The 23,674-nt window shown below is 73.3% G+C and carries 19 protein-coding genes; 10 read left to right on the top strand and 9 right to left on the bottom strand.

What is annotated here, in order from left to right:
• Positions 1 to 57 precede the first annotated feature (57 nt).
• Both MXD61_RS19535 and MXD61_RS19540 read left to right on the top strand, forming a co-directional pair.
• Positions 58 to 969: a PD-(D/E)XK nuclease family protein gene (locus tag MXD61_RS19535; protein WP_248814925.1), complete on the top strand. Its 912-nt coding sequence runs from the start codon at positions 58 to 60 to the stop codon at positions 967 to 969.
• 149 nt (positions 970 to 1,118) lie between these two features.
• On the top strand, positions 1,119 to 2,342 hold the full coding sequence (locus MXD61_RS19540) for a pyridoxal phosphate-dependent aminotransferase (protein ID WP_248814926.1): 1,224 nt from the start codon (positions 1,119 to 1,121) through the stop codon (positions 2,340 to 2,342).
• A 15-nt stretch (positions 2,343 to 2,357) separates the two neighbouring features.
• Here MXD61_RS19540 and MXD61_RS19545 read toward each other — a convergent pair whose 3' ends face one another.
• On the bottom strand, positions 2,358 to 3,170 hold the full coding sequence (locus MXD61_RS19545; RefSeq protein ID WP_248814927.1) for a hypothetical protein: 813 nt from the start codon (positions 3,168 to 3,170) through the stop codon (positions 2,358 to 2,360).
• A gap of 280 nt (positions 3,171 to 3,450) precedes the next feature.
• Between MXD61_RS19545 and MXD61_RS19550 the strand changes: the two genes are divergently transcribed.
• On the top strand, positions 3,451 to 4,401 hold the full coding sequence (locus tag MXD61_RS19550) for a ParA family protein (protein WP_248814928.1): 951 nt from the start codon (positions 3,451 to 3,453) through the stop codon (positions 4,399 to 4,401).
• A 95-nt stretch (positions 4,402 to 4,496) separates the two neighbouring features.
• Complete coding sequence (locus MXD61_RS19555; RefSeq protein WP_248814929.1) at positions 4,497 to 4,937, top strand: hypothetical protein; 441 nt, start codon at positions 4,497 to 4,499, stop codon at positions 4,935 to 4,937.
• Between the two features lie 185 nt (positions 4,938 to 5,122).
• Here MXD61_RS19555 and MXD61_RS19560 read toward each other — a convergent pair whose 3' ends face one another.
• The gene (locus MXD61_RS19560; protein ID WP_374629244.1) at positions 5,123 to 6,799 is read right to left on the bottom strand and encodes a DEAD/DEAH box helicase; all 1,677 of its coding nucleotides are present in this window, start codon (positions 6,797 to 6,799) and stop codon (positions 5,123 to 5,125) included.
• A 423-nt stretch (positions 6,800 to 7,222) separates the two neighbouring features.
• On the opposite strand from MXD61_RS19560, the gene MXD61_RS19565 reads away from it, so the two are divergent.
• A complete protein-coding gene (locus MXD61_RS19565; RefSeq protein WP_248814973.1) occupies positions 7,223 to 7,912 on the top strand; it encodes a ferritin-like fold-containing protein in 690 nt (229 codons plus the stop codon).
• A gap of 131 nt (positions 7,913 to 8,043) precedes the next feature.
• Here the strand turns inward: MXD61_RS19565 and MXD61_RS19570 are convergent, their stop codons facing one another.
• The 3 genes from MXD61_RS19570 to MXD61_RS19580 all read right to left on the bottom strand — a co-directional run bounded on the left by MXD61_RS19570 (position 8,044) and on the right by MXD61_RS19580 (position 9,539).
• On the bottom strand, positions 8,044 to 8,268 hold the full coding sequence (locus MXD61_RS19570) for a DUF3107 domain-containing protein (RefSeq protein ID WP_163548468.1): 225 nt from the start codon (positions 8,266 to 8,268) through the stop codon (positions 8,044 to 8,046).
• A 174-nt stretch (positions 8,269 to 8,442) separates the two neighbouring features.
• Entirely contained in the window at positions 8,443 to 9,081 is a 639-nt protein-coding gene (locus tag MXD61_RS19575; protein WP_163548469.1) for a TetR/AcrR family transcriptional regulator, read from the bottom strand.
• Positions 9,082 to 9,287: 206 nt separating this feature from the next.
• A complete protein-coding gene (locus MXD61_RS19580) occupies positions 9,288 to 9,539 on the bottom strand; it encodes a hypothetical protein (RefSeq protein WP_248814931.1) in 252 nt (83 codons plus the stop codon).
• Positions 9,540 to 9,932: 393 nt separating this feature from the next.
• On the opposite strand from MXD61_RS19580, the gene MXD61_RS19585 reads away from it, so the two are divergent.
• Complete coding sequence (locus MXD61_RS19585; RefSeq protein WP_248814932.1) at positions 9,933 to 10,979, top strand: Ku protein; 1,047 nt, start codon at positions 9,933 to 9,935, stop codon at positions 10,977 to 10,979.
• A 25-nt stretch (positions 10,980 to 11,004) separates the two neighbouring features.
• Here MXD61_RS19585 and MXD61_RS19590 read toward each other — a convergent pair whose 3' ends face one another.
• The gene (locus MXD61_RS19590) at positions 11,005 to 11,178 is read right to left on the bottom strand and encodes a CsbD family protein (RefSeq protein WP_163548472.1); all 174 of its coding nucleotides are present in this window, start codon (positions 11,176 to 11,178) and stop codon (positions 11,005 to 11,007) included.
• Positions 11,179 to 11,562: 384 nt separating this feature from the next.
• On the opposite strand from MXD61_RS19590, the gene moeZ reads away from it, so the two are divergent.
• The gene (gene moeZ / locus MXD61_RS19595; protein ID WP_163548473.1) at positions 11,563 to 12,735 is read left to right on the top strand and encodes an adenylyltransferase/sulfurtransferase MoeZ; all 1,173 of its coding nucleotides are present in this window, start codon (positions 11,563 to 11,565) and stop codon (positions 12,733 to 12,735) included.
• A 5-nt stretch (positions 12,736 to 12,740) separates the two neighbouring features.
• Positions 12,741 to 13,166, top strand: coding sequence for an MGMT family protein (locus MXD61_RS19600; protein ID WP_374629217.1), 426 nt, complete (start codon positions 12,741 to 12,743; stop codon positions 13,164 to 13,166).
• Positions 13,167 to 13,248: 82 nt separating this feature from the next.
• On the opposite strand, the gene MXD61_RS19605 is transcribed toward MXD61_RS19600, so the two are convergent.
• Entirely contained in the window at positions 13,249 to 14,016 is a 768-nt protein-coding gene (locus tag MXD61_RS19605; protein ID WP_248814974.1) for an SDR family NAD(P)-dependent oxidoreductase, read from the bottom strand.
• 167 nt (positions 14,017 to 14,183) lie between these two features.
• Here MXD61_RS19605 and MXD61_RS19610 point away from each other — a divergent pair, with 167 nt between their 5' ends.
• A complete protein-coding gene (locus MXD61_RS19610; protein WP_374629219.1) occupies positions 14,184 to 17,576 on the top strand; it encodes an ATP-dependent helicase in 3,393 nt (1,130 codons plus the stop codon).
• Complete coding sequence (locus MXD61_RS19615) at positions 17,573 to 21,049, top strand: ATP-dependent DNA helicase (protein WP_248814934.1); 3,477 nt, start codon at positions 17,573 to 17,575, stop codon at positions 21,047 to 21,049. The genes MXD61_RS19610 and MXD61_RS19615 overlap by 4 nt, the downstream gene beginning before the upstream one ends.
• Positions 21,050 to 21,124: 75 nt before the next feature.
• Here MXD61_RS19615 and MXD61_RS19620 read toward each other — a convergent pair whose 3' ends face one another.
• Together MXD61_RS19620 and MXD61_RS19625 are read right to left on the bottom strand one after the other, a co-directional pair.
• Positions 21,125 to 22,012 carry an endonuclease/exonuclease/phosphatase family protein gene (locus MXD61_RS19620; RefSeq protein WP_248814935.1) on the bottom strand — a complete coding sequence of 296 codons (888 nt, stop codon included), beginning with the start codon at positions 22,010 to 22,012 and terminating at the stop codon, positions 21,125 to 21,127.
• A 102-nt stretch (positions 22,013 to 22,114) separates the two neighbouring features.
• Positions 22,115 to 23,509: a helix-turn-helix domain-containing protein gene (locus tag MXD61_RS19625; RefSeq protein WP_248814936.1), complete on the bottom strand. Its 1,395-nt coding sequence runs from the start codon at positions 23,507 to 23,509 to the stop codon at positions 22,115 to 22,117.
• Between the last annotated feature and the right edge of the window lie 165 nt (positions 23,510 to 23,674).

A 23,674-nucleotide genomic window follows, 5' to 3' on the forward strand; every position in this document is an offset into this window, starting at 1 on the left:
CGGCTCGCCGCCGCGGAGGCGGATCGAACTGTCGGAGGGCGGTGGGATGATCCTGCGATGGCACAGATGGAGCTCGCCGGCATGCCCCGCAGGCTGTTCGCCTGCACGCCGTCGCGGCTGGCCGCGTTCGAGGACTGCCCTCGCCGGTACCGGATGATCTACCTGGACAGGCCCAGGCCGCCGCGGGGGCCGGCCTGGGCGCACACGTCGTTCGGGGTGAGCCTGCACAACGCGCTGCGCCGGTGGTGGGAGGAGCCGTTCGAGCAGCGCACGCCGGTGCGGGCGGCGCAGCTCGTCCGGTTGCTGTGGGTCGCTGACGGGTTCCGCGACGGCGAGCAGTCGGTGGCGTGGCGGGAGCGGGCCGCGGAGATGGCCGCCGGCTACGTCACGGGGCTAGACCCGGCGGCCGAGCCGCGGGGAGTCGAGCGTTCGGTGGCCGCCCGCACCGAGGGGCTGGCGTTCTCCGGCCGGGTCGACCGGCTTGATGATCGGAATGGCGAGCTCGTCATCGTCGACTACAAGACGGGCCGCCGGCCGTCCACGGAGGCCGACGCGCGCAGCTCCCCGGCGCTCGCGCTCTACGCCATGGCCGCCGGCCGGATGCTGCGCCGCCCGTGCCGGCGGGTGGAGCTGCACCATGTGCCGAGTGGCCGGGTCGCCGTCGCGGAGCACACCGAGGAGTCGATCACCCGGCATGTGCACCGGGCCGAGTCGGGGGCCGCCGACGCGGTCGCGGCCACCGAGGCGCTGCGGTCCGGCGGCGATGCCGAGCGTGCCTTCCCGCCGCGGACCAGCGGGCTGTGCTCCTGGTGTGACTTCCGTGCGCGATGCCCGGAGGGTCAGGCGGCCGCCCCCGACCGTCAGCCCTGGGATGCCCTCGGCGAGGTGGATCCCGGGAGCGCGGCCGGTGCCGGTGCCAGCGCCGGCGATGTGGCCGCCAGCGGTGGGCGGGAGGCCACGGACGTCTGAGCGGGCCGGCGCGGCGCGCGGAAACGGTTCCGCGGAACACCTGGGGGCAGGGCAGGGCAGGCTGGGGCGGCGGGTGAGGTGGCGGTTCCGCGGAACACTCGGTGGGGTACGGGGCGTCCGGTGGGCGGATGGGATGCCACGATGGGCCGATGGCCGAGCAGACCACCGCATCCGCGTCGCCGCGGGCGCCCGCGAACCAGCCGCGGATCTCCGCGAAGGCGATGACCTTCACCGAATCCGTCATCCGGGAGATGACCCGGCTCGCGCTTGTGCACGGCGCGGTGAACCTGGCGCAGGGATTCCCCGACTTCTCCTGCCCGCAGGAGCTCAAGGACGCGGCCAAGGCCGCCATCGACGCGGACGTCAACCAGTACGCGATCACCTGGGGAGCGGCGGAGTTCCGTGCCGAGATCGCGGCGAAGGTCGCCCGCACCTATCCGGGCTGGACGGTCGACCCGGAGCGGGAGATCTGTGTGACCTGCGGCTCCACCGAGGCGATGATCGCCACGATGCTGGCGTTGGTCGACCCCGGCGACGAGGTCATCATGTTCGACCCGTACTACGAGAACTACGGCCCGGACACGATTCTCTCCGGCGCGGTCCCGAAGCTCGTCCGCCTGCACGCCCCGGACTGGTCCATCGACCCGGCCGAACTACGCGCCGCGTTCAGCGACCGGACCCGCGCGATCATCCTCAACACCCCGCACAACCCGACCGGCAAGGTGCTGCGCCGCGAGGAGCTCGAACTCGTCGCCGAACTCTGCCAGCGTCACGACACCCTCGTGTTCACCGACGAGATCTACGAACACATCCAGTACCTCGGCCCCGGCGGCCACATCCCCCCGGCGACCATCCCGGGCCTCGAGGACCGCACCGTCACGATCAACGCGCTGTCCAAGACGTACGCCGTCACCGGCTGGCGGGTCGGCTGGACGATCGCCCCGCCCGCCTACACCTCGGCGATCCGCAAGGTGCACGACTTCCTCACCGTCGGCGCCGCCGCACCGCTACAGGCCGGCGGGGTCGCGGCCATGCGGCTACCCGCCGAGTACTACACCGGCCTCGCCGAGCAGTACCGCGCCCGCCGGGACCTGCTGTGCGCGTCGCTGACCGCGACCGGCTTCACCTTCCGTCCACCGGACGGCGCCTACTACGTGATGTGCGACACCCGCGCCCTCGACCCCGCCGGTGACGACGTCGCCCTCACCCGCCGAATGATCACTGAGATCGGTGTCGCCGCGGTGCCCGGCTCGTCGTTCTTCGCCAACCCCGCGGACGGCCGGCACATCATCCGCTTCGGCTATCCCAAGCGCCACGAGACCCTGCGGGCCGCCGCCGACCGCCTGACCGGACTGGCCCAACTGATCGGCTGATCCGCCGACCGGCGCCTACTGGCTGGGTGTGAGCCAGGCGGACGGCGTGGGCAGCGGGTAGCCGGCGGTGGCGGCGCGGGCGTGACCGGCCTGCAGCTCCCGGTCGAGGTCGGCCAGGGTCGAACGGGCGCCGCGGCGCCACGGACGTCCCCGCACCGCGGTGGCCGCCATCCCCGGTAGCCCCCCGGCTCCCGGGCGGGCGCCAACCCCCGACCTCGCTCCCGCTCCCGAGCCTGCTCCCAGGCCGTGGCCATGGCCTGGGTCCGCGTCTGGGCCCGCGGGGAGGTTGGCGGGCAGGGCATAGCGCCCGCGTAGGTATTCGCCGATCCAGCGACCCCGCGCGGCGCCGAGTTCCACCGGTCCGCCGATGTGGAACACCCAGGCCGCCCGGGGGTCGAACACGTCACCGAAGCGCTGGACCACCCCCGGCTGAGAAGAGGCCCCCGAGGGCGCGGCCGGTCCGGCCGGTGCGGTGGGCAGGAGATGCTCGGTGTGATCGTTCAACACGACCGCGTCGAAGGTTCCCAGCGGAGCCCCGGCGTCCGGCCGCGTCACCTCGGCGGGCACGGACGGCTCATGATCCGCGGGTGTGCCGTGGATCTCGAAGGGCGGCGCGGTGGGTGTCGCGGCGGACAGCCGCAGGGTCGCGGGAACGAGCGCCACGAGTCGGTCGGCGCAGCCGTAGGCGGCCAGGGCGGCGACATCGTCCGGCGAGATCGGTTCGGGTGCGAAGACGGCGATCTCCAGACCGCCGTCGACGAGCGCCACGGCGGCGGCGGCGGTGGCGGCGTCGAGGCCAAGGACGGCAATCCGCGGAAGTCCTGTCACGTCCGCGCACTCTAATGGCGTCCGGCCCGGCCGAGTCGGCCGCCACATGCGGGACCCCCCGCCCCACCCGGCGGCGAGGAGGCGCCGGGTGGGGCGGGCTGCCACCTTGGTGGCGGAGATCTGTGGCATTTGCCGGCCCGGCGGACCGAACGAGGCGAGAGTGCGCGGGGTGTGCCGTGGGTGTCGCCGCCGGTGGCGCGGGTGATGGGTGGGGCATCCGGCGAGAACTCACAGCGGCTAGATGTTGTGACCACCCGATTACCCGTACACACTGATCGGCGTGGCCCATGTACTCGCGGTGGCAAACCAGAAAGGCGGCGTAGCCAAGACCACTTCGGTGGCCAGCCTTGGTGCCGCACTGACCGAGCTGGGGCGCCGCGTCCTGCTGGTCGATCTTGATCCGCAGGCCTGTCTGACGTTCTCACTCGGCCTTGATCCCGACACGATCGAGCTGTCGGTGCACGATGTGCTGCTGGGCCGGTTGTCCGCGGGCATCGTCGTGTCCACCACCGCGGACGGGACCGATCTGTTGCCGGCGACCATCGAGCTCGCGGGCAGCGAGGCGGTGCTGCTCTCGCGCACGGGGCGTGAGCACGCGCTGCGGCTCGCCCTCGCGGACCTGCTCGACGACTACGACGTCATCCTGATCGACTGCCCGCCGTCCCTGGGCGTGCTGACGATCAACGGGCTGACCGCCGCGGACGAGGTCATCGTGCCGTTGCAGTGCGAGACGCTGTCGCATCGCGGCGTGGGGCAGCTGCTGGACACGGTCCAGGACGTGCGGCGGCTGACGAACGCGGGACTGCGGGTGCGCGGGGTCCTGCCGACCCTGTTCGACGCGCGTACCGCGCACAGCCGGGCCGTCCTCGCGGATGTGGTCGCGCGCTACCACGTGGATGTGCTGTCGCCGCCGATCGCCCGGTCGGTGCGCTTCGCCGAGGCCCCGGGAACGGGACGATCGATCCTGGCGACCGCCGGCCGGTCCAAGGGCGCCGACGCCTACCGCCGACATGCCCGCGCGATCGCCGGGCTGTCCGCGGCAGACGAGATTCCCGCTCGTCGATCACCATCGCCCGCCGGCCGGACGAGGGAACGCACCGCGCTCATCCCGCCCACGGTCACCCCGGGCACGACGACACCGCCCGCTGGGGCGTCAGCCGCCGGGACACCGGCCGCGATGACGCCGTCGGTAACGGTGGCCGTGCCGATCACCGCGCAGGGACGCCGCTGATGGGCGCTGCTCGCGACGAGCCGGCCCCCACCCGCCGGCGGACGCCTCGGCCGGCGCCGGCGCCTGCGCCCGCGCCGATCCGCGACGATGCGGTGGTGCGGCCAGGGGCCGCGGCGGGGTTCGATCGGCTGCGCCACCGCGAGTACCGGGCGCCGGGACCAGCCGTACTCGAGGCGGGTCCGGCGGGCTCGACGGCGTCGGTGGCCTCGGCCGGTGCTACGGGGTCGGCGCCGGGGGAGACCTCGGCGCGGCCGCCGACGGTGCCATCCGGTCCGTCGGTGGGACGGGACGCGCATGGCAAGCGGGTTCTGTACAGCGGGGCGCGGCCGTCGCCGGCGCCGTCCGCGGGTCTGCGGCTCGAGTGCTCCCGGTGCGGCGGGACCAGGCTGCTCGGAACCTGGCAGTCGCTGCGGGTGCTGACACCGAGCGTGCATCTGCCGGTGATGCGGGCGCGGCACTTCTCGCTGGTGCGCTGCCCGAACTGCCACCGGGTGAGCTGGGTCCGCCTGGGCCTGCATCTTCGCGCTGTGGGCTGAGCGCCGTGCGGGAACCGGTTACCCGCGTGGCCCACGGAAAGCGACCGGGCTCAGACGGCGGGAGCGACGTGGGGCATGGCCGCTCGCGACGAGGCGGGTGTCCGGCTGCGGTGCTGGCTGACGGATGCTGCTCCGGGGAGCTCCGGGTGGGAGCTCCACAGAATCAGCGGCGGGACGGCCCCGGGTCAGGCGGACTCGGCGCGCGGGGTGCTGTCGTCGGCGGTGTCATCGACCTCGGTGAGGTCGCCGAGCAGGGCGCCACCGGCGGACCTGCTGCGGGTGCCGCGACGACGGCGCCGACGACGGGTCGACTCGTCGGCCGAACCGGACTCGCCGGCCAGAGCCGACACCACCTGCGCGCCGTTGGTGTCGAGCGTGTCATCGGTGCCGACGACGCCCGCGGAGACGCGGGTGGTCACCATCGGTGCGGCGCTCTCGACCAGCAGTTCGCCGGTGACCGATGGGCCCGTGACCTCGATGCGCGGGTCGTCGAGGCCTGCGTCGCCATCGCCGGCGATGGCCAGACCGGTGGCCGCCGCCGCCGCGCCGCCACCGCGGGTGCGCCGACGGGTGCGGGCACGGGTGGCCGCCGGAAGCGCCTCGGCCGCGGCTGGCGCGGTGGAGCGCCCGGTGCGCGAGGAGGACGAACCGCGTCGACCGCCACCGCGCCGCGAGGAGGCCTCACCGAGGTCCTCGATGTCCTCCGCGTCCAGCCCGGCGCGGGTGCGCGCGGCGTGCGGGAGGTTGCCGGTGACCCCGGTGGGGATGCCGAGCGCCTCGAACAGGTGCGGGGAGGTCGAGTAGGTCTCGACCGGGCCCTCGAACGGCAGACCGAGAGCCTTGTTGACCAACGTCCAGCGGGGCAGATCGTCCCAGTCGACGAAGGTGACGGCGACGCCGCTCTCCCCGGCCCGGCCGGTGCGGCCGATGCGGTGCAGGTAGACGTTCTCGTCCTCGGGGCACTGGTAGTTCACGACGTGGGTGACACCGCTGATGTCGATACCGCGAGCGGCGACATCGGTGGCGACGAGCACGTCGACCTTGCCGGCCCGGAAGGCGCGCAGGGCCTGCTCACGCTGGCCCTGGCCGAGGTCGCCGTGGACGGCGGCGGCGGCGAAGCCACGCTTGTCGAGTTCCTCCGCGACCTTGTCGGCGGTGCGCCGGGTGCGGACGAACACCATCGCGAGGCCCCGGCCACCGGCCTGGAGGACACGCGCCAGCACTTCCATCTTGTCCAGCGCGTGGGCGCGGAAGACGTGCTGGTGTGTGCTGGGCACGGTGCGGGCCTCGTCGGGCTGCTCGGCGCGCACGTGCACGGGACGAGCCATGAACCGACGAGCCAGCGAGATCACCGGGCCGGGCATGGTGGCCGAGAACAGCATGGTCTGGCGGCTGGTGGGCAGCTGGGCCATGATGCGCTCGACGTCGGGCAGGAAACCGAGGTCGAGCATCTCGTCGGCCTCGTCGAGCACGAGTGCCCGCACGGCGGCGAGGTCGAGGACCCGCTGGCGGGCCAGGTCGAGCAGGCGACCGGGGGTGCCGACGACGATGTCGACTCCGGCGCGCAGCGCGGTGAGCTGCGGTTCGTAGGCGCGGCCACCGTAGACGGCCAGCACGCGCAGGCCACGGCCCGCACCCGCCCGGGTGACATCCTCGGTGACCTGGACGCACAGCTCACGGGTGGGGACGACGACCAGGGCCTGCGGCCGGCCGTCGGCACCCTCGTCGGGAGCCAGCGCCGTCTGCACGAGGGGGATACCGAACGCGAGGGTCTTGCCGGTGCCGGTGCGGGCCTGACCGATGATGTCGTTGCCGCCGAGCGCGATCGGGAGCGTCAGCTCCTGGATCGGGAAGGCGTGCACGATGCCGGCCTTGGTCAGCGCCGCGACCGTCTCGGTGCGGACGCCCAGGTCGGCGAAGGTCGGGCGGACCACGGCGGGAGGAACTACCGCGGCGATCTCAGTAGACGAAGGGGATGTAGATAGATCATCTGAAGGTACTTCTGCTGTGACGGACAGCGGGACGCTCCTGGTCTTCTCTGAGCGGTGTCTGCGCTGAACCCGCTCGCGTTGAGCCGCGAGGCGCCCGCGGCCCGAAGTCCGTGTGCCCGGTGCCATGGACGGCAGCTCTGGGTGCACAGGTGACGAGGCGACGCCTACTACGCGACTACTGAGGCACATAACGGCCTCTAGCTGTCTCCAGCATAGCCGCTTCCTGGCCCGAGCGGGAGTTCCTTCGCCGACGATCGCCGTTGACGACCTCAGGGGTGCCAGAATCCGAGCGTGATGCAGACATCGTTCCCGCCGGCCGACGCGTCGGCTTCGGGCACCGCGGACCAGCCCGACCAGGCGACTGTCGATCTGCTGGGCCTGCTCGCATATGGCGAACTGACCGCTTTCGAGCGGATGGCGACCGATGCCCGAATGTCGCCGACTCTCGGCGACAAGATGGCCCTGGCCACGATGGCGGCGGCTGAGTTCTCCCACTTTCGGGCCATCTGTGACGAACTCGACCGGCTCGGCGTGGGTCCCGAGGACGCGATGGCCCCGTTCATCGGCCCGTTGACCGACTTCCACAACTCGACCGCGCCGGCCGACTGGTTGGAGAGCCTGGTCAAGGCGTACGTGGGTGACAACATCGCGGCCGACTTCTACCGGGAGATCGCGACCCGCCTGCCCGGGTCGTCCCGCGAGATCGTGCTGCGGGTTCTGGCCGACACCGGGCACGCCGCCTTCGCCGTCGAACGGGTCCGTGCCGCGATCGAGGCGAACCCGACGGTGGCCGGTCGGTTGGCGCTGTGGGCACGCCGGCTCGTCGGCGAGGCCCTCACCCAGGCGCAGCGGGTCGGGGTGGACCGCGACGCCCTCACCGGCCTGCTGGTGGGCGTGGGCGATCTGGACGCGCTGGCGGCCATCTTCAACCGCATCATGTCGGCCCACAGTCGCCGCATGTCGGCGCTTGGCCTCTCCGCCTGACGACATGAGCCTCTCCGCCTGACGACATGACGAGGGGCGGTGGCCGACGATCTCTCCGTCCGCCCACCGCCCCCTGCTCGTGGCCCGGACGGCCTACGCCGCCGGACATCGAGCCGCTCGCCGCCGAGCCCTCAGCCGCCGAAGCCGACCCGGCGGGGCGAGGTGGCCGCGATCTCCACGTATGCCAGCGCGTCGATCGGGACCAGCACCTGGCGCCCCTTGTCGTCGGAGAGGGTCAGCACACCACTGCCAGCCTTGACCGCCTCGCTGACCTGCGCGGCCACGGCCTCCGCGGTCAGCTCGCTTTCCACCACCAGCTCCCGGCCGACCTGCCGTACGCCGATCTTGACCTCCACCGATGACCTCCGCCTTCGTCGGACCTTCGTGGGACCTGCGCGGAGCCGCGCGGGACCCGCGCGGTGGCGGACATCCGCCACCGAGGTTGGATCACGGCCCACACTATGGCTTCCGGGACTTCTCTACCGGCGTGGGTCCGGCGTGTTCGCTCCCGGCACATGCCGGGCGGGGTGCTAAGGCTGTTCCTGCCGGGGGTAGCCGCCGATGCCACGCCAGGCGAGTTCGACCATCGCCTCGATGGCTCGCTCCTTGGGGACGGTCCCACCGCGCACGAGCCACCAGCGCGACGCCGTCTCCGCCATCCCGATCAGGCCGACGGCGAGCAGGTCAGCCTCGGCGGGATCGAGCCCGGTGTCCGCGACGATGGTCGCCGCGATCGAGTGGACACACCGGGCGAACGCCGTCTCGATGCGCTGACGCACCGCCGGCTCGCTGCGCAGATCGGATTCCAGCACGAGCTGGTGCGCCCCGGACGAGTCATTGACGAAGTCGAAGTACGCCCGCACCGAACGGGCGATGCGCACATGGTTGTCGGTGGTGGAGCCCAGCGCCTCCTCGACGGCGTTGACCAGCTGGGTCGTGTGCTCGTCGAGTAGTGCCAGGTAGAGCTCGAGCTTGCCCGGGAAGTGCTGGTAGAGCACGGGTTTGCTGACTCCGGCCCGCTCGGCGATCTCGTCCATCGCCGCCGCGTGGTAACCCTGGGCGACGAAGACCTCGCGGGCGGCGCCGAGCAGCTGAAAGCGGCGGGCGGTCCGGGGCAGCCGGGGAGTTCGGCCCGTACGGGTGCCGGGCGAGGCTGGCTCGGCGGTCACCGGCACTCCTTCGGGTCCAGGTCGGCTGCGGCCGACGACGGGTCGCCGGCTCACTTTCGCACAGCAGGCCGGCCCGGTACGGCTCGGCCGGATTACCCACCTTGACGACCCACCCGTCAGTGGGGGCCCGAACGGGCCGACCACCCGCGCGGACGCCACCGCCCACCGTGCTCAGAGCCGTCCGTGGTCGGGGTCGTTCGGGGTCGTCAGCGGTAGTCGTCCTCGTCGGTCTCGACGACGATGCTCTGCTCGACCCGGTCGAACTCGTCGACCTCACCGGCAGTGTCGACCTCGCTGCCCAGCACCGTCGAGCCCGCTTCGCGCGGACGGACCTCCCGAGCCTGCTCGACGGCGTCGGCGTCGGGTGCCTCCAGCGGCAGGTGGCCGGCGGGGACGCTCTCGGGGGGGAGGCTTGCCAGGGTGCGGCCGGAGCCGGGTAGTTCGGTGGATGCTCCCATGGGACGTCCTCCTGAGCTCGTCGATGCGGCATCCGCGGGGTGGGGTGCCGACGCCGGGCGGTCCTGGACCCGCATCGGGCCCGGACCGCGATGTGCCCGGTGTGGGTGCCTCTCACGCGGGATCCACGCATCCGGGTGTGTGGGGGTCATGAGGCGTCGCCGAGCGGCGGGGCGAGCAGATCGCCGAGGTCGTCGACGCGTCGCAGCACGTCGTCCGCGGTGAAGGTCAGATCCCGGGGTCGTCATCACGGGCTCCCCAGATGATCTCCCCAGGACGGGCATCCCCCGGACGGGCCATGCCGCCACCTGATAACTGTGGACATTTGTTCGATCTGGCTTACATGTGGGCGTCCCGTGGGTCACCATGGTGGGTAGTCGACGTGAGGGGCGAACATGCGTTCGATCTGGAAGGGTGTCATCTCCTTCGGTCTGGTGTCGATCCCCGTGCGGCTGTACTCCGCCACACAGGAGCGGGACATCGCGTTCCACCAGGTCCGCCGATCGGATGGCTCCCGCATCCGCTACCGCCGGGTCGCCGAGGCCGACGGCGACGAGGTCTCCTACGCCAACGTGGCCAAGGGCTTCGAGCTGCCGGACGGTCAGACCGTCGTACTCACCGACGACGACTTCGCCAACCTGCCGCTGTCCACCTCCAAGGCCATCGACGTGCTGGAGTTCGTGCCGCTGGAGCAGGTCGACCCGATCTACTTCGCCAGGAGCTACTACGTCGAGCCGGATCGGACCGGCGCGAAACCCTACGTGCTGCTGCGCGACGCTCTGGCCAGATCCGGCCGGGTCGCGCTGGTCAGGATAGCTCTGCGTCAGCGTGAGCAGCTCGCGACGCTCCGGGTGCGCGACGGAGTCTTCGTCCTGGCGACGATGCTCTGGCCGGACGAGGTCCGCGAACCGGACTTCCCGTTCCTGTCGGATGAGGTCGCCGTACGTCCGCAGGAGCTCGCCATGGCCGGCTCGCTCATCGACACCCTCGCCGCCGACTTCGATCCCACCCGCTTCACCGACCACTATCGCGAGGCCCTGCAGTCCGTCATCGAGGCCAAGGCCGCCGGCCGTGAGGTCCTCGCGCCACCCGAGATCGAGCCCAGCGAGCCCACTGGCGACCTGATGGCAGCCCTGCGCGCCAGCATCGCCGCCGCCCGCGGCGACCAGCCCGACACCAACACCCCCGCCCCGCCCGCGTCGTCCCCGGTGGAACCAGGCAAGCCGGGGCGGTCTCGACGCTCCAGCGCCGGGGCGGGCACGTCCCGTGCGACCTCCGGTACCTCCCGCGCAGGTTCGGGGACCGCGCGTACCGGTGCCGGGCCCGCGCGGTCCCCTCGGAAGTCGACTGTCAGGACCACACCCGGCAAGTCGGCCGCGCCGAAGGCCGCCGCGGCCGACGACGCGCCGCGCACCGCACGGACCGCCCACAGCTCCACATGATCGCCGATGGTGGCTCGGTGTGACCTCAGTGGCGGAAGGCGTCCTTGGCCTTCTCGCCGGCCTGGCGTAGGTCGGCGGAGGCACGTTCGCCGCGACCTTCGCTCTCGGTGCGGCGGTCACCGGCGGCTCGTCCGGTGGCCTGCTTGCCCCGTCCGCGAAGCTCGTCCACCTTGTTGCGGATCTTGTCGGTGAAGGACACAGCCCTCAGCTCCTCATCGTCGATGCGTTGTTGCGGTGGGTCACCGACGGTCTACCCGCGCGCCCGCCGGGAACACCCACCAGGTCGCACCGGTTCCGCCCACGACCGTCGCACCCACGACCGTCGCACCCACGACCGCCACACCCCGCTGGCGTCACACCCCGCGACCAGCCTCGAACCGGAATCCGTCCACACGGGTCGTGGCGGGCGAAGGGGAAAGCGGAAGCGGGCGGAAAGGTGGGGGTGAGGGAACAGCGGGGCGGCTCCGGGCGCTGTGGATCGTGGGGGTGGCGGCCGGCGGATTCGTGACCAGGTCGCGTGCCCCTGTGGAATCGTCGAAGAACGTGGCATCGTCGAGAACGACTGCGAACGCAAGGAGCTAGCGTGTCCCTTCCGCCTCTGGTCGAGCCTGCCGAGGGCCTGACCGTCGACGAGGTCCGCCGGTACTCCAGGCATCTGATCATTCCGGATGTCGCCATGGATGGCCAGAAGCGGCTGAAGAATGCCAAGGTCCTGGCCGTGGGTGCTGGTGGGCTTGGCTCGCCGACGCTGATGTACCTGGCCGCGGCCGGCGTCGGCACGCTCGGCATCGTCGAGTTCGACACCGTCGACGAGTCGAACCTGCAGCGTCAGATCATCCACGGGCAGTCCGACGTCGGCCGGTCCAAGGCGGAGTCGGCGCGGGACTCCGTGCTCAACATCAACCCGCTGGTCAACGTGGTGCTGCACGAGACCCGACTGGACACCTCCAATGTGATGGAGATCTTCAGCCAGTACGACCTGATCGTCGACGGCACCGACAACTTCGCCACCCGGTACCTGGTCAACGACGCGGCCGTGCTGCTGGGCAAGCCGTACGTGTGGGGTTCGATCTACCGGTTCGACGGGCAGGCCAGCGTCTTCTGGGCCGAACACGGTCCGTGCTACCGCTGCCTCTACCCGGAGCCGCCGCCGCCGGGGATGGTCCCCTCCTGCGCGGAGGGGGGCGTGCTCGGGGTGCTGTGCGCCTCGATCGCGTCGATCCAGACCACCGAGGCCATCAAGGTGCTCACCGGCATCGGCGATCCGCTGGTCGGGCGGCTGATGGTCTACGACGCACTGGAGATGACCTACCGCTCGATCAAGGTCCGTAAGGACCCGGAGTGCCCGCTGTGCGGGAAGAACCCGTCGATCACCGAACTCATCGACTACGAGGCGTTCTGCGGTGTGGTGTCCGAGGAGGCACAGCTCGCCGCGTCCGGGTCGACGATCCTCGCGTCCGAGCTCAAGACCTGGCTGGACGCGGGTGAGCCGATCGAGCTGATCGACGTCCGTGAGCCCGCCGAATGGGAGATCGTGCGCATCCCCGGCGCCCGGCTGATCCCCAAGGCCGAGCTGCCCGCCCACCTCGCCGAACTGCCGCAGGACCGACGGGTCGTCGTCTACTGCAAGTCCGGTGTGCGCTCCGCCGACGCGTTGGCGACCCTCAAGGGGGCCGGCTTCACCTCGGCCGTGCACGTCCAGGGCGGCGTGACCGCGTGGGCCACCCAGGTGGACAAGACCCTTCCCGTCTACTGAGCGTCATGAGGGAGCCGGGGAGGCCGACAGTCACCGGCGGGGGACGGGTGCGGGGGAGTCGCGCCGCCCCGCCGGCGAGTGTGTCGGCGGGGCTCGGTACCCGGATTCGGCTCGGGGACGCCGAGCCCAGTCCGCACGCCCGCGAGGTCCTCGACACCATCGCCCGGATTCCACCGGGCAAGGTGATGACCTACGGTGACGTCGCCGAGTTCGTCGGGGCCGGCACGGGCCGGACCGTCGGCGCGGTGCTTCGCCGTTACGCCGAGGACGACCTGCCCTGGCACCGGGTCATCCGCTCCACCGGCGCACCGAACCCGTCGAACCCGGCCGAGGCGCTGCGCCGCCTGATCGCCGATGCCACACCGCTCACGCCGTCCGGCGAACGCGTCCACCTGGCCGCCGCCCGCTGGGACGGCACCCCGGCCACCTGACCCACCCCGGCCACCTGACCCACCTCGTCCGGACCGATCCACGCCCGCCTGATCCACGGCCGGACCGACCTCGTTCGCGGACCTAACGGGCGGTGAGGCCGCCGTCGGCCAAATAGACGCTGCCGGTGACCAGGGATGCCCGGTCGGACAGCAGGAAGGCGACCACCTCGGCGACCTCCTCGGGGGTGCCGAGGCGGTTGATCGGGGTGAGCAGCGCGGCGCCGCGCTGGGGTCGGCCGTTCACGTGGATGAGGGCGGTGTCGACGAAACCGGGGGCGACCGCGTTCACCCGGATGTCGCGGATGGCGTACTCGAGGGCGGCGGTCTTGGTGAGGCCGACGACGCCGTGCTTGGCCGCGACGTACGGGGCCGATCCCGCGAAGCCGACAGTGCCGAACACCGAGGCCATGTTGACGATGGACCCGCCGGTGCCGCCGTGCAGCATCGCGGTGATCTCGGCGCGCATGCAGTAGAAGACGCCGGAGAGGTTGACGTCCAGGACGCGCTGCCAGTCCTCGGCCAGGATGGTGCCGACCGGTTCGCGTCCGGCGGTGACACCGGCGTTGTTCACGCTGAGGTCGAGGCGTCCGAAGGTGCCGACGGCGGTCTGCACGGCCTGTTCCACCGCGTCGGGATCGGTGACGTCCGCCTCGACGGCCACGGCCTCGCCGCCGTCCCGTTCGATCTGCGCGGCCACCTCTTTGACCTGGTCGGGGCGCAGATCGGTGAGGACGACCCGGGCTCCGGCCGCGGCCAGCCGACGGGCACAGGCGGCGCCGATCCCGGAGGCCGCCCCCGTGACGAGCGCCACCTTGCCCTCGCAGTCGTGTGTCGGTGCGCATGGGCTCATGGCTGACGAGAGTGACACGTCCGGTCGCGTGCGCGTGTGACCTGGCCCGGTCGGGCGACCCCGAGACGGGGGTCGGATGCGCGATGGTCGGGTCGCCGGTGGGTGCCATCGCCACCCTGTCGGACGGACACAGGGGGCCATGATCCTGGATTGACGGACCAGTGGGGATGCCTGCCGGTCGGTGTGTCGGTGGCGCGTGGTGTGCTGTTCCGGTGAGCCTGCTGTCCGCCTCGGCCCCCGCCGCGCCGCGCACCGGCCACCGGTTGGTCGCCGCGCCGGTGCCCGTCGCCACACCGTTGCAGCTGGACGGGTCACAGCGCCAGGTGGTCGAGCATCCGGGCGGCCCCCTGCTCGTGCTGGCCGGGCCGGGCACGGGCAAGACAGCGACACTGGTCGAGGCCGTCGCCGCCCGCGTCGCCGCCGGCGCCGACCCCCAGTCCATCCTGGTGCTCACGTTCAGCCGGCGAGCCGCCGGCGAGCTGCGCGAACGCATCACCGCCCGCCTGGGCGCCGCTGGTGGGGGCGGGCGGGGGCCGGGGGCGTGGACGTTTCACGCCTGGTGCCTCGCGGTGCTGCGGGCCCATGACCGGCCGGCGCCCCACGGCGGGTTCCGGCTGCTGTCCGGCCCGGAGCAGGACAGTCGGCTCCGCGAGCTCATCGACGGCACCCGGGAGGACGGTTATCCCCGCTGGCCGGAGTCGCTGGCCCAGGCGCTGGGCACCCGCGGGTTCACCGAGGAGGTGCGGGCGCTGCTGGCCCGGGCACGCGAGGTGGGTCTTGAGCCCGAGCAGTTGGCGCAGCTGGCCGGGCGTACCGCCCGGCCGGAGTGGTCGGCGCTGGCCGAGTTCTACGAGATCTACCTTGATGTCTTCGGCTTCGAGGGGGCGCTGGACTACGCCGATCTGGTGCACCGCGCCGTGCTGGTCGCCGAGGGGCCGGCGGGGGAGGAGCTGCGGGCCCGCTACCAGCATGTCTTCGTCGACGAGTACCAGGACACCGACCCCGCGCAGGAACGGCTGCTGCGCGCCTTGGCCGGCGGCGGAGGAAACCTGATCGCGTTCGGTGATCCCGATCAGTCGATCTACGCCTTCCGGGGCGCCGAGGTGTCAGGGCTGCTGGAGTTCCCCCGGCGGTTCCGCTCGGTGGGCGGCCTGGACGCGCCGATCGTCGCGTTGCGTCGGTGCCGGCGGATGGCCCCGGCGCCGCTGCTGGCCAGCCGGCACGTCGCCCGCCGTCTGCCGGCGACCCGGCTGCCCGCACAGGCGTTGCGCGCCCACCGCGACCTCACCGGACGGGACGATCTCGGCGCCGGCCAGGTCGAGGTGCGTGCCTACGTGTCGGCCAGCGCGGAGGCGGGGGCGGTCGCCGACATGCTGCGCCGTGAACATCTCGAGCGCGCCACCCCGTGGGCGCGGATGGCCGTGCTGGTGCGCACCGCCGAGCGGATCGGGCGGCTGCGCCGCGCCCTGGTCGCCGCCGGCGTCCCCGTCACCGTCGACGGAGACGATCTTCCCGTCGCGCAGGAGTCCGCGGCGGCGTTGCTGCTGTTGGCGTTGCGCTGCGCCGACGACCCGGGTGGGGCGCTGTCCGTCGAGGCGGCCCGCACGCTGCTGACATCCCCGCTGGGCGGGGCGGATCCGGCCGGTCTGCGTGAGCTTGGCCGGGCGCTGCGGGCCTTCGACCGCGACGCGGGGGCCACCGCGCCGGGTGCCTCCGACGAGCTGGTTCGCGCGGCCGTCGCCGATCCGGACCGGCTGCTCGTGCGCGTACCCGACGAGGTCGCCGCGCCCGCCCGCCGGGTCGGCGCGCTGCTTGTGGCCGGGCGTCGCGTGCTGCGCGCACCCGGCGGGTCGCCCGAGGAGGCGCTGTGGGCGTTGTGGTCGGCCAGCGGTTGGCAGCCGCGGCTGGTCGCCGCGTCGGCGGCGGGCGGGGCGGCGGGTCGCACCGCCGACCGTGATCTGGACGCGGTGGTCGCCCTGTTCGACGCGGTCGCCCGGCTGGCCGCCCGGCGCGGGCCGGGGCTGGGCGTCGCGTCCCTGCTCGGCGAACTCGGCCGCCAGCAGTTCGCCGCCGAATCCATCGCCCCGGTCGGGGAGGACGTCCGCCGCCGCGGGGTGCGGCTGCTCACCGCGCACCGTTCCAAGGGCCTCGAATGGGATGTGGTCGCCGTCTGCGGTGTGCAGGACGGCGCCTGGCCGGACCTGCGGCAACGCGGTTCGCTGCTCGGCGTCGAGGAGCTCGACGCACCGGCCCGAGGCGGCCTGCGCCCCCCGCTGACCCGGGCGGACCTGCTCGCGGACGAGCGGCGGCTGTTCTACGTGGCGCTGACCCGGGCCCGGCGACGCCTGCTGATCACCGCGGTCGACAGTCCCGATGACGACGGCAGCCGGCCCAGCCGGTTCCTCGAGGAGATCGGCGTGCCCGTGGTCGCCGTGCCGGGGCGCCCGCCGCGGCCGTTGACCCTGGTCGGTCTGGTCGCGACCCTGCGCCGGCTGGCCACCGAACCCGGGGCGAGTCCCGCGATGCGCACCGCGGCGCGCCGCCGGCTGGCCGCGCTCGCCGCCGCCGGTGACGACGAGGGCCGTCCGCTGGCGCCCGCCGCCCATCCGCGCACCTGGTGGGGGCTGCTCGAGGTCACCACGTCCGAGGTGCCGGTGGTCGCGCCGGAACTGCCGGTGCGCCTGTCCGGGTCGTCGCTGGCCGGGCTGCGGGACTGCTCCCTGCGCTGGTTCCTCGAGCATGAGGCGCACGCGGTCACCGTCGCCTCGACCGCGCAGGGCTTCGGCCGGGTGGTGCACGCCCTCGCCGACGAGGTCACCACCGGCCGCACCGCCGCGGACCTCGCCGCCCTGGACGCCCGGCTCGACACCGTCTGGCGGCATCTGGCCTACGAGGCCCGCTGGCGCGGCGAGCAGGAACGCGCCGCCGCCCGGGAGGCCCTCGCCCGCTTCCTCACCTGGCACGCGGCCGAACGGGGCCGCCGGGTCGTCGATGCCGAGGTCCGCTTCACCTGCCAGCTCACCGTCGCCGGCCGTCAGGTGTGGCTGCGCGGCTTCATCGACCGGCTCGAACTCGACGACGCCGGCCGGGTGCACGTCATCGACTTCAAGACCGGCCGCACCCCGGTGACCGCCGCCGAACTCGCCAGCCACCCCCAGCTCGGCAGCTACCAGCTCGCGGTCCGATCCGGCGCCCTCGACGACGCCGTCCGCACCGCCGCATCGGAGCGCACCGCCGCGTCGGGTGCCTCTGGGCTGGACCCGGTCGCGGCGCGGCCGGTGGTGGAGCCGGGTGGGGCGGAGCTCGTGCACCTGCGGCTGGACGCGGGTGGGGACACCGCGGCCGCGGACCCCGAGCAGGAACCGCCCGGGCCGCCGAAGGTGCAGGCCCAGGCGCCGCTGCCCGCCGACGGCCCGACCTGGATGGACGAGGTCGTCGCCGACGCGGTGCGCACCATCGACGCCGAGACGTTCCGTCCCGCGCCCGGCGGCCACTGCACCACCTGCACGTTCCAGGCGAGCTGCCCCGCCCGTCCGGAGGGACGGCAGGTCATCTCATGAGTGTGCTGGGTACCGACGGGCGGCCGTCCCGTCAGCCGTTCCTGCCCGGCTTCGGCGCCGAGCCCGACGACCTTCGTGACGGGACGCGCACCGGCCCGCGCCTCGAACCGGACGATCTGCGCACCCTGCTGGACGTCCCGTTCACCGACGAGCAGATCGCCGCCGCGACCGCACCGCTGGCACCGGGAGTGATCGTCGCCGGCGCCGGCTCCGGGAAGACCTCGGTGATGGCCGCCCGGGTGGTCTGGCTGGTCGCGACCGGGCAGGTGCGCGCCGACCAGGTGCTGGGCCTGACCTTCACCACCAAGGCCGCCGCGGAACTCGCCGCCCGGGTGCGCCTGGCACTGCGCCGCGCCGGCGGCGCCGACGGCAGCGACTGGGCGACCAGCGCGGGCCCGGGCGGCCCGGACAGAGCTGGTGGCGCTGGTGGCGCGGGGGATGAGCAGGACGGCGAGCCGACCGTGGCGACCTACCACGCGTTCGCCGGGCGGCTCGTCGTCGACAACGCGCTGCGGCTGGGGCTGGAACCGGACGTCCGGCTGCTCTCGGGCGCGGCGCGGTACCAGCTCGCCGCCCGGGTGGCCCGCGCCCACGACGGTTCGGTGCGGGCGTTGACCCGTTCGCTCGCCGCCGTCGTCGGTGAGATCGTCGCCCTCGACGGTGAGATGAGCGAGCATCTGCTCGACCCGGTGACGCTCACCGCCTTCGACACCGCGCTGCTCGTCGAGGTCAGCGCCGCCCTGGCCGCCGCCCAGCGGCGGCCGAGGACCAAGGGTGTGCAGGACCTGCTGCGCAGGTTCGCCCACACCTCGCGTGGACGGCGCGAACTCGCCGCGCTGGTCGCCGAATACCGCGCGGCGCGCCGCGACCGTGGCGTGCTCGACTTCGGCGACCAGGTCACCTACGCGGCCCACATCGCCGAGTCGATGCCGCAGGCCGGGCAGGCCGAGCGGGCCAAGGCCACGGTGGTCCTGCTCGACGAGTACCAGGACACCTCCGTCGCCCAGCGCCGGATGCTCACCGGACTGTTCGGCGGCGGCCATCCCGTCACCGCCGTCGGCGACCCCTGCCAGGCCATCTACGGCTGGCGCGGAGCATCGGTGGCGAACCTCGACCATTTCCCCACCCATTTCCCGCAGGCGGACGGCACCCCGTCGACCGTCTACGAACTGTCGGTCAACCAGCGCAGCGGCGGCCGGCTGCTCGAACTCGCCAACGCCATCGCCGAGCCCCTGCGCGCCCGGCACCGGGTCGTCGAACTGCGCCCACGCGCCGACGTCGCCGACCGCGGCCAGACGGTCGTCGCCCTGCACACCACCTGGGCCGCCGAGGTGGCCTGGATCGCCGGCCGGGTCCGGGCCGCCGTCGCCGCCGGCACCGCCGCCCGGGAGATCGCCGTGCTCGTCCGGGCCCGCGGCGACATCCCGCCGCTGCTCACCGCGATGCAGGCCGTCGGTCTGCCGGTCGAGGTGGTCGGCCTGACCGGTCTGCTCACTGTCCCGGAGGTCGCCGAGATCGTGGCGGTGCTGGAGGTCCTGGACGCCCCCACGGCGAACACCGCGCTGGTCCGCCTGCTCACCGGCCCGCGGGTCCGCCTCGGCGCCCGCGACCTCGCCGCCCTCGGCCGAAGGGCACGCGAGGTCGTCCGCCTCGACCAGCCCCCCGGCTCACCCGGCCCCGCCGGCTCACCCGACTCACCCACGTCCGAGAGCCGTACGTCCGAGAGCCGGGCGTCCGAGGGGCGGGTGACCGAACCGCCGGGCGGCGAGGACGCGCTGCGGGCGGCGGTGGCGGACGTCGATCCCTCCGACGTGGTGGCGCTGTCCGATGTGCTGGCCGACCCCGGGCCGGAGATGTCCGCCGAGGGTGCCGCCCGGGTGGGCCGTCTGGGCGCCGAGATCGCGGCGTTGCGCGGCCATCTCGGCGAGGGGCTGCTCGACCTGCTGCACCACGTCATCGCCACGATCGGCCTGGACGTGGAGCTCACCGCGACCGACGCCGCCGTGCGCGCCCGCCGCGAGGAGAACGTCGCCGCGTTCCTCGACATCGCCGCCGACTTCACCGATCCCGACGGGACCACGTCCCTGCACGCGTTCCTCGGCTTTCTGCACGCCGCCCGGGAGCACGAGCGCGGCCTGGACGTCACGGGTCCCTCCGGCGCGGACGCGGTCGCCCTGATGACCATGCACCGGTCCAAGGGGCTGGAGTGGGAGGTGGTCGTCGTCCCGAACCTGAGCGCCGGCGTCTTCCCCGACGTCACCGTCCGCGACCAGTGGACGACCTCGACCGGGGTGCTCCCGGTGCCGCTGCGCGGCGACGCCGACGACCTGCCGGCGGTGACCGTGTCCGACCAGAAGTCCGACCACGACGCGTACGCCGTCGAGGCCCGGGCCTACGCCGAACGGGAGGAACGCCGCCTCGCCTACGTGGCGGTCACCCGGGCGAAGTCCCTGCTGTTCGCCAGCGGCCACTGGTGGGGCCCGAGCCAGAAGCGACCGCGTGGCGCGTCCATCTTCCTCGAGGAACTCGCCGCGCATGCCGGCTCCGGCGGTGGACGCGTCGACGTCTGGGCCCCCCGCCCCGCCGAACGTGTCAACCCGGCGCTGGACACCCCGCCCGAGTTCGCCTGGCCCGTCCCCTACGACCCCGAGCCGTACGCCCGCCGCCTCGAAGCCGCCCGCGAGGTCCTCACCCACCTGGACACCGCCCTGCACCCCTCCGGCTCCCTCGCCGCCCCCGGCGTCGATCCGGATGGTCTGACCGCGGGGGAGCGGGCGCTGTTGGGGGAGCTGGACCGGGAGGCACGGCTGCTGCTCGCCGAGGAACGCGCCAGTCGGCGCCCGCGGCTGGACGTCCCGTTGCCGGCGACCCTGACCGCGTCCGAGATCGTGCGGATGCACGCGGACCCGGCCGCGTTCGCCCGGGAACTGGTCCGGCCGCTGCCACGCCAGCCGGTCGCCGCCGCCCGCCGCGGCAGCCGGTTCCACACCTGGGTCGAGGAACTGTTCGACCACCGCGCCCTGATCGGAGCCGACGACCTCCCCGGTGCCGCGGACGCCGAGCTCACCGACGACGACCTGCGCGATCTCAAGGACGCCTTCCTGCGTACCCCCTACGGCACGCGGCGTCCCCACGCGATCGAGGAGGCCTTCGAGCTTCCCCTGGCCGGACGGATCATCCGTGGCCGCATCGACGCCGTCTACTCCCTCGGCGGTGGACGCTGGGAGGTCATCGACTGGAAGACCGGCCAGTCTCCCGCCGACGACCTGCAACTGGCCGTCTACCGCCTGGCCTGGGCCCGCCTTCGCGGCATACCACTGGATGCCGTAGACGCCGCTTTCCTCTACGTTCGCACCGGCGCTCTGGTCCGCCCCCATCCCCTGTCCGAATCCGACCTGGCCACCCTCCTGACCCCCGCACCGCCCCGCGCCACCCCACCGGGCCCCGGTCCCGCCCCGACCGCCTCGAACTGAGCGACGCACGACGGGCTCTGGAGCCCGCACCGCCCGGATCACGGCCAGATCACGGCCAGATCGCGGCCGGTGGTGTCAGCGGGCGAGGTCGACGAGCAGGGCGCGGTGGTCGGAGATGGGGGTGCGCTGGCAGTGCACGGCGCGGACCTCGCCGATCACGCCGCGGGCGAGCACATGGTCGAGCTGTACCTGGGGTGCGGGCGCCGGGTAGGTCGGGGTCGCGGCGAGTCGGTGCCAGCGGGTGAGCAGACCGGGCAGCGCACCGGGCAGGTTCAGATCACCGAGGATGACGACCGGGCCGTCACCGCCATCACTCCGAGCGCCGCGATCGCCCCCGGTGGTCCCGGTGGTCCCGGTGGTCCCGGCAGGGTCCCCGAGTTCGGCGGCCGTGGCGGCCCCGGCGGGACGGTGGGTGAGGCGGCGGGTGAGACGACGCAGCTGCCAGGCGTTCCACCCGGGGACGAAGGACAGGTGCGTGGTCACCACGGTCAGCGGACCGTCGTCGGTGTCGAGGGTCGCCGCGACCGCCAGGCGAGGCTCGTCGTCGAGCAGGATCAGGCGTGCCCGGCCGCCGGGACCGCCGCCGGGCAGGGCGATCGGTGAACGTACCGGCGCCCGGCCGAGTTCGATGACCCGCCAGTCCCGCACCGGAAACCGGCTGATCAGCGCGATGCCGTAGGCCGGTTCACCGGCAGGGCGGGGGACGTCCGCGGGGCGCCAGGTCTCCCCCGGCGTCCCATACACCGTGGGGACGAATCGCCAGTCGCCGTCGTCGGCACCCATGGCCCCCGCGGCCAGCGCGGCGAGGTCAAGCCGGCCGGAGCGGGGCTGGTCGAGGTCGACCTCCTGGAGGCCGAGGACGTCCGCGTCCAGCCCGACGATGGCATCGACGAAACGCTCCGCCCGAACCGCACCGTCGGCGAGGGACCGTCCGTGCATCACGTTGAAGGTGCCCAGCCGCACGCCGCTGACCGTACCGGACGCGGGACCCGAACGGGCACCGTCCGGGTCAGCGGTACGGAGCCAGGCCAGGACGGAGCCAGGCCAGGACGGGATGGCCGGCGTTCAGCCGGTCGGGACGGGCCGATCGAGGGCACCCGGGGCATCGAACGGGGCTGTGGAGCGCTCGGTGGCGGCAATGGCGGGTCGGGCGGCGGCGCCGGCGCGTAGGACGAGCTCCAGGTCGAAGCGGATGTCGGGGTCCTCCAGGCCTGGGCCGAACAGGTCGCGTAGCTGGTTGACGCGGTAGCGGACGGTCTGCGGATGGATGTGCAGACGCTCGGCGATCAGGCCGCGCTGGCCACGCAGCGACAGCCAGTGCAACAGGGTCTCGGCGAGGCGTTCGCGGGTGCGGCTGGGAAGGTTGTCCAGGGGGGCGAGGAGCCGGGTGGCGAGGTCGGTGACGAGGTCCGGGTCACGGGCGAGCAGCAGGGCGCTCAGATACTCGTCGGTGAACAGCGGGTCGGCGGTGGCGGCGCTGGTGGTGGTGAGACGACCGGCGTCGCGGGCGTCGCGGGCGCCGCGGGCCCGGGCGGCACTCGCGGCACTCTGGGCCCAGACGACGGCGGGGCCGACGACCGCGCCGAGACCAGCCAGCCTCGCGGTCAGCGCCACCCGGCCAGGGCCGGGTTCGGTGGCGCCGACGAACAGCCAGGTGTCCTGGCCCTGGACCGTGCGCGGACAGCCGTCCGGCAGCCGCAACGCCCGCACACCATGATCGCTGGCGTCCCCGACGTCCCAGGCATCCCCGCTGTCCCAGGGATCCCGAGCCTCCCGAGGATGCCCGGCGCTCCTGGCAACGGCGGGATCGCTGGGTTCCCCGCGACGTGCCGCGTCGAGGGCGGGCGGGTCGGCCGGGACGCAGGCGGGGATCAGAACGGCGGCCAGGCGACCGGGCAGGGTCAGCCGGCCCGACTGGGCGACCTGGGCGACGGCGTCCACGGGAGCGCCGGTGAGCAGCATCTCACCGAGCCGGTCGAGCAGGCGTTCGCGTTCACCGGCGGCGGTGAACTGCTCGGTGGCGTATCCCTCGGCGGACGCCGCCGAGATGCCGTCGATGTAGGCGAACATCATCTCGGCGAGGGAGACCAGACCGGCGGCGTCGACACCGTTGCGGGCCGCGGCCTCACCCAGACGCCGCCAGGAAACCCGGGCACCGACCCGGTAGGCGCCGAGCAGGTTGTCCAGGGAACGTCCGGCTCGCACCTCGCCGCGGCCCAGCCGGACGTAGACGTCCCGTCCGGCGGCCAGGTTCGGCTCGAGCTGCGGCCCGGCCTCGACGACAGCCAGGAACCGCCGCAGTGCCTCGGCGACCCCGCGGCGCACCCCCTGGCCGAACCGGCCCTCCAGCGGACGGGCGTAGGCCGGCACCTCCCGGGAGATCGCCAGGATGACCTCTTCGCCCAACTGGCCAAGCTCTGCGGCGAGCGTCCCGGGCAGACCGGCCGGAAACTGTCCCATGGGAACAGACTGTCTCATGCGCCACACCCCCGATGGTCAGGGGCGGCGTCGAAGTCCTGTCCGCTGTCCGTCCGGTGGTGTGCGTCGCTCGGGCCCGAGGGGCGGCGGTGGGCAGTAGCGTGGCATCCGTGGCCACGTCCTCTGTTCCTGCCCCTGATCCGGTCG

This window comes from Frankia sp. AgPm24, from assembly GCF_023243055.1.
GTDB lineage: Bacteria > Actinomycetota > Actinomycetes > Frankiales > Frankiaceae > Frankia > Frankia umida.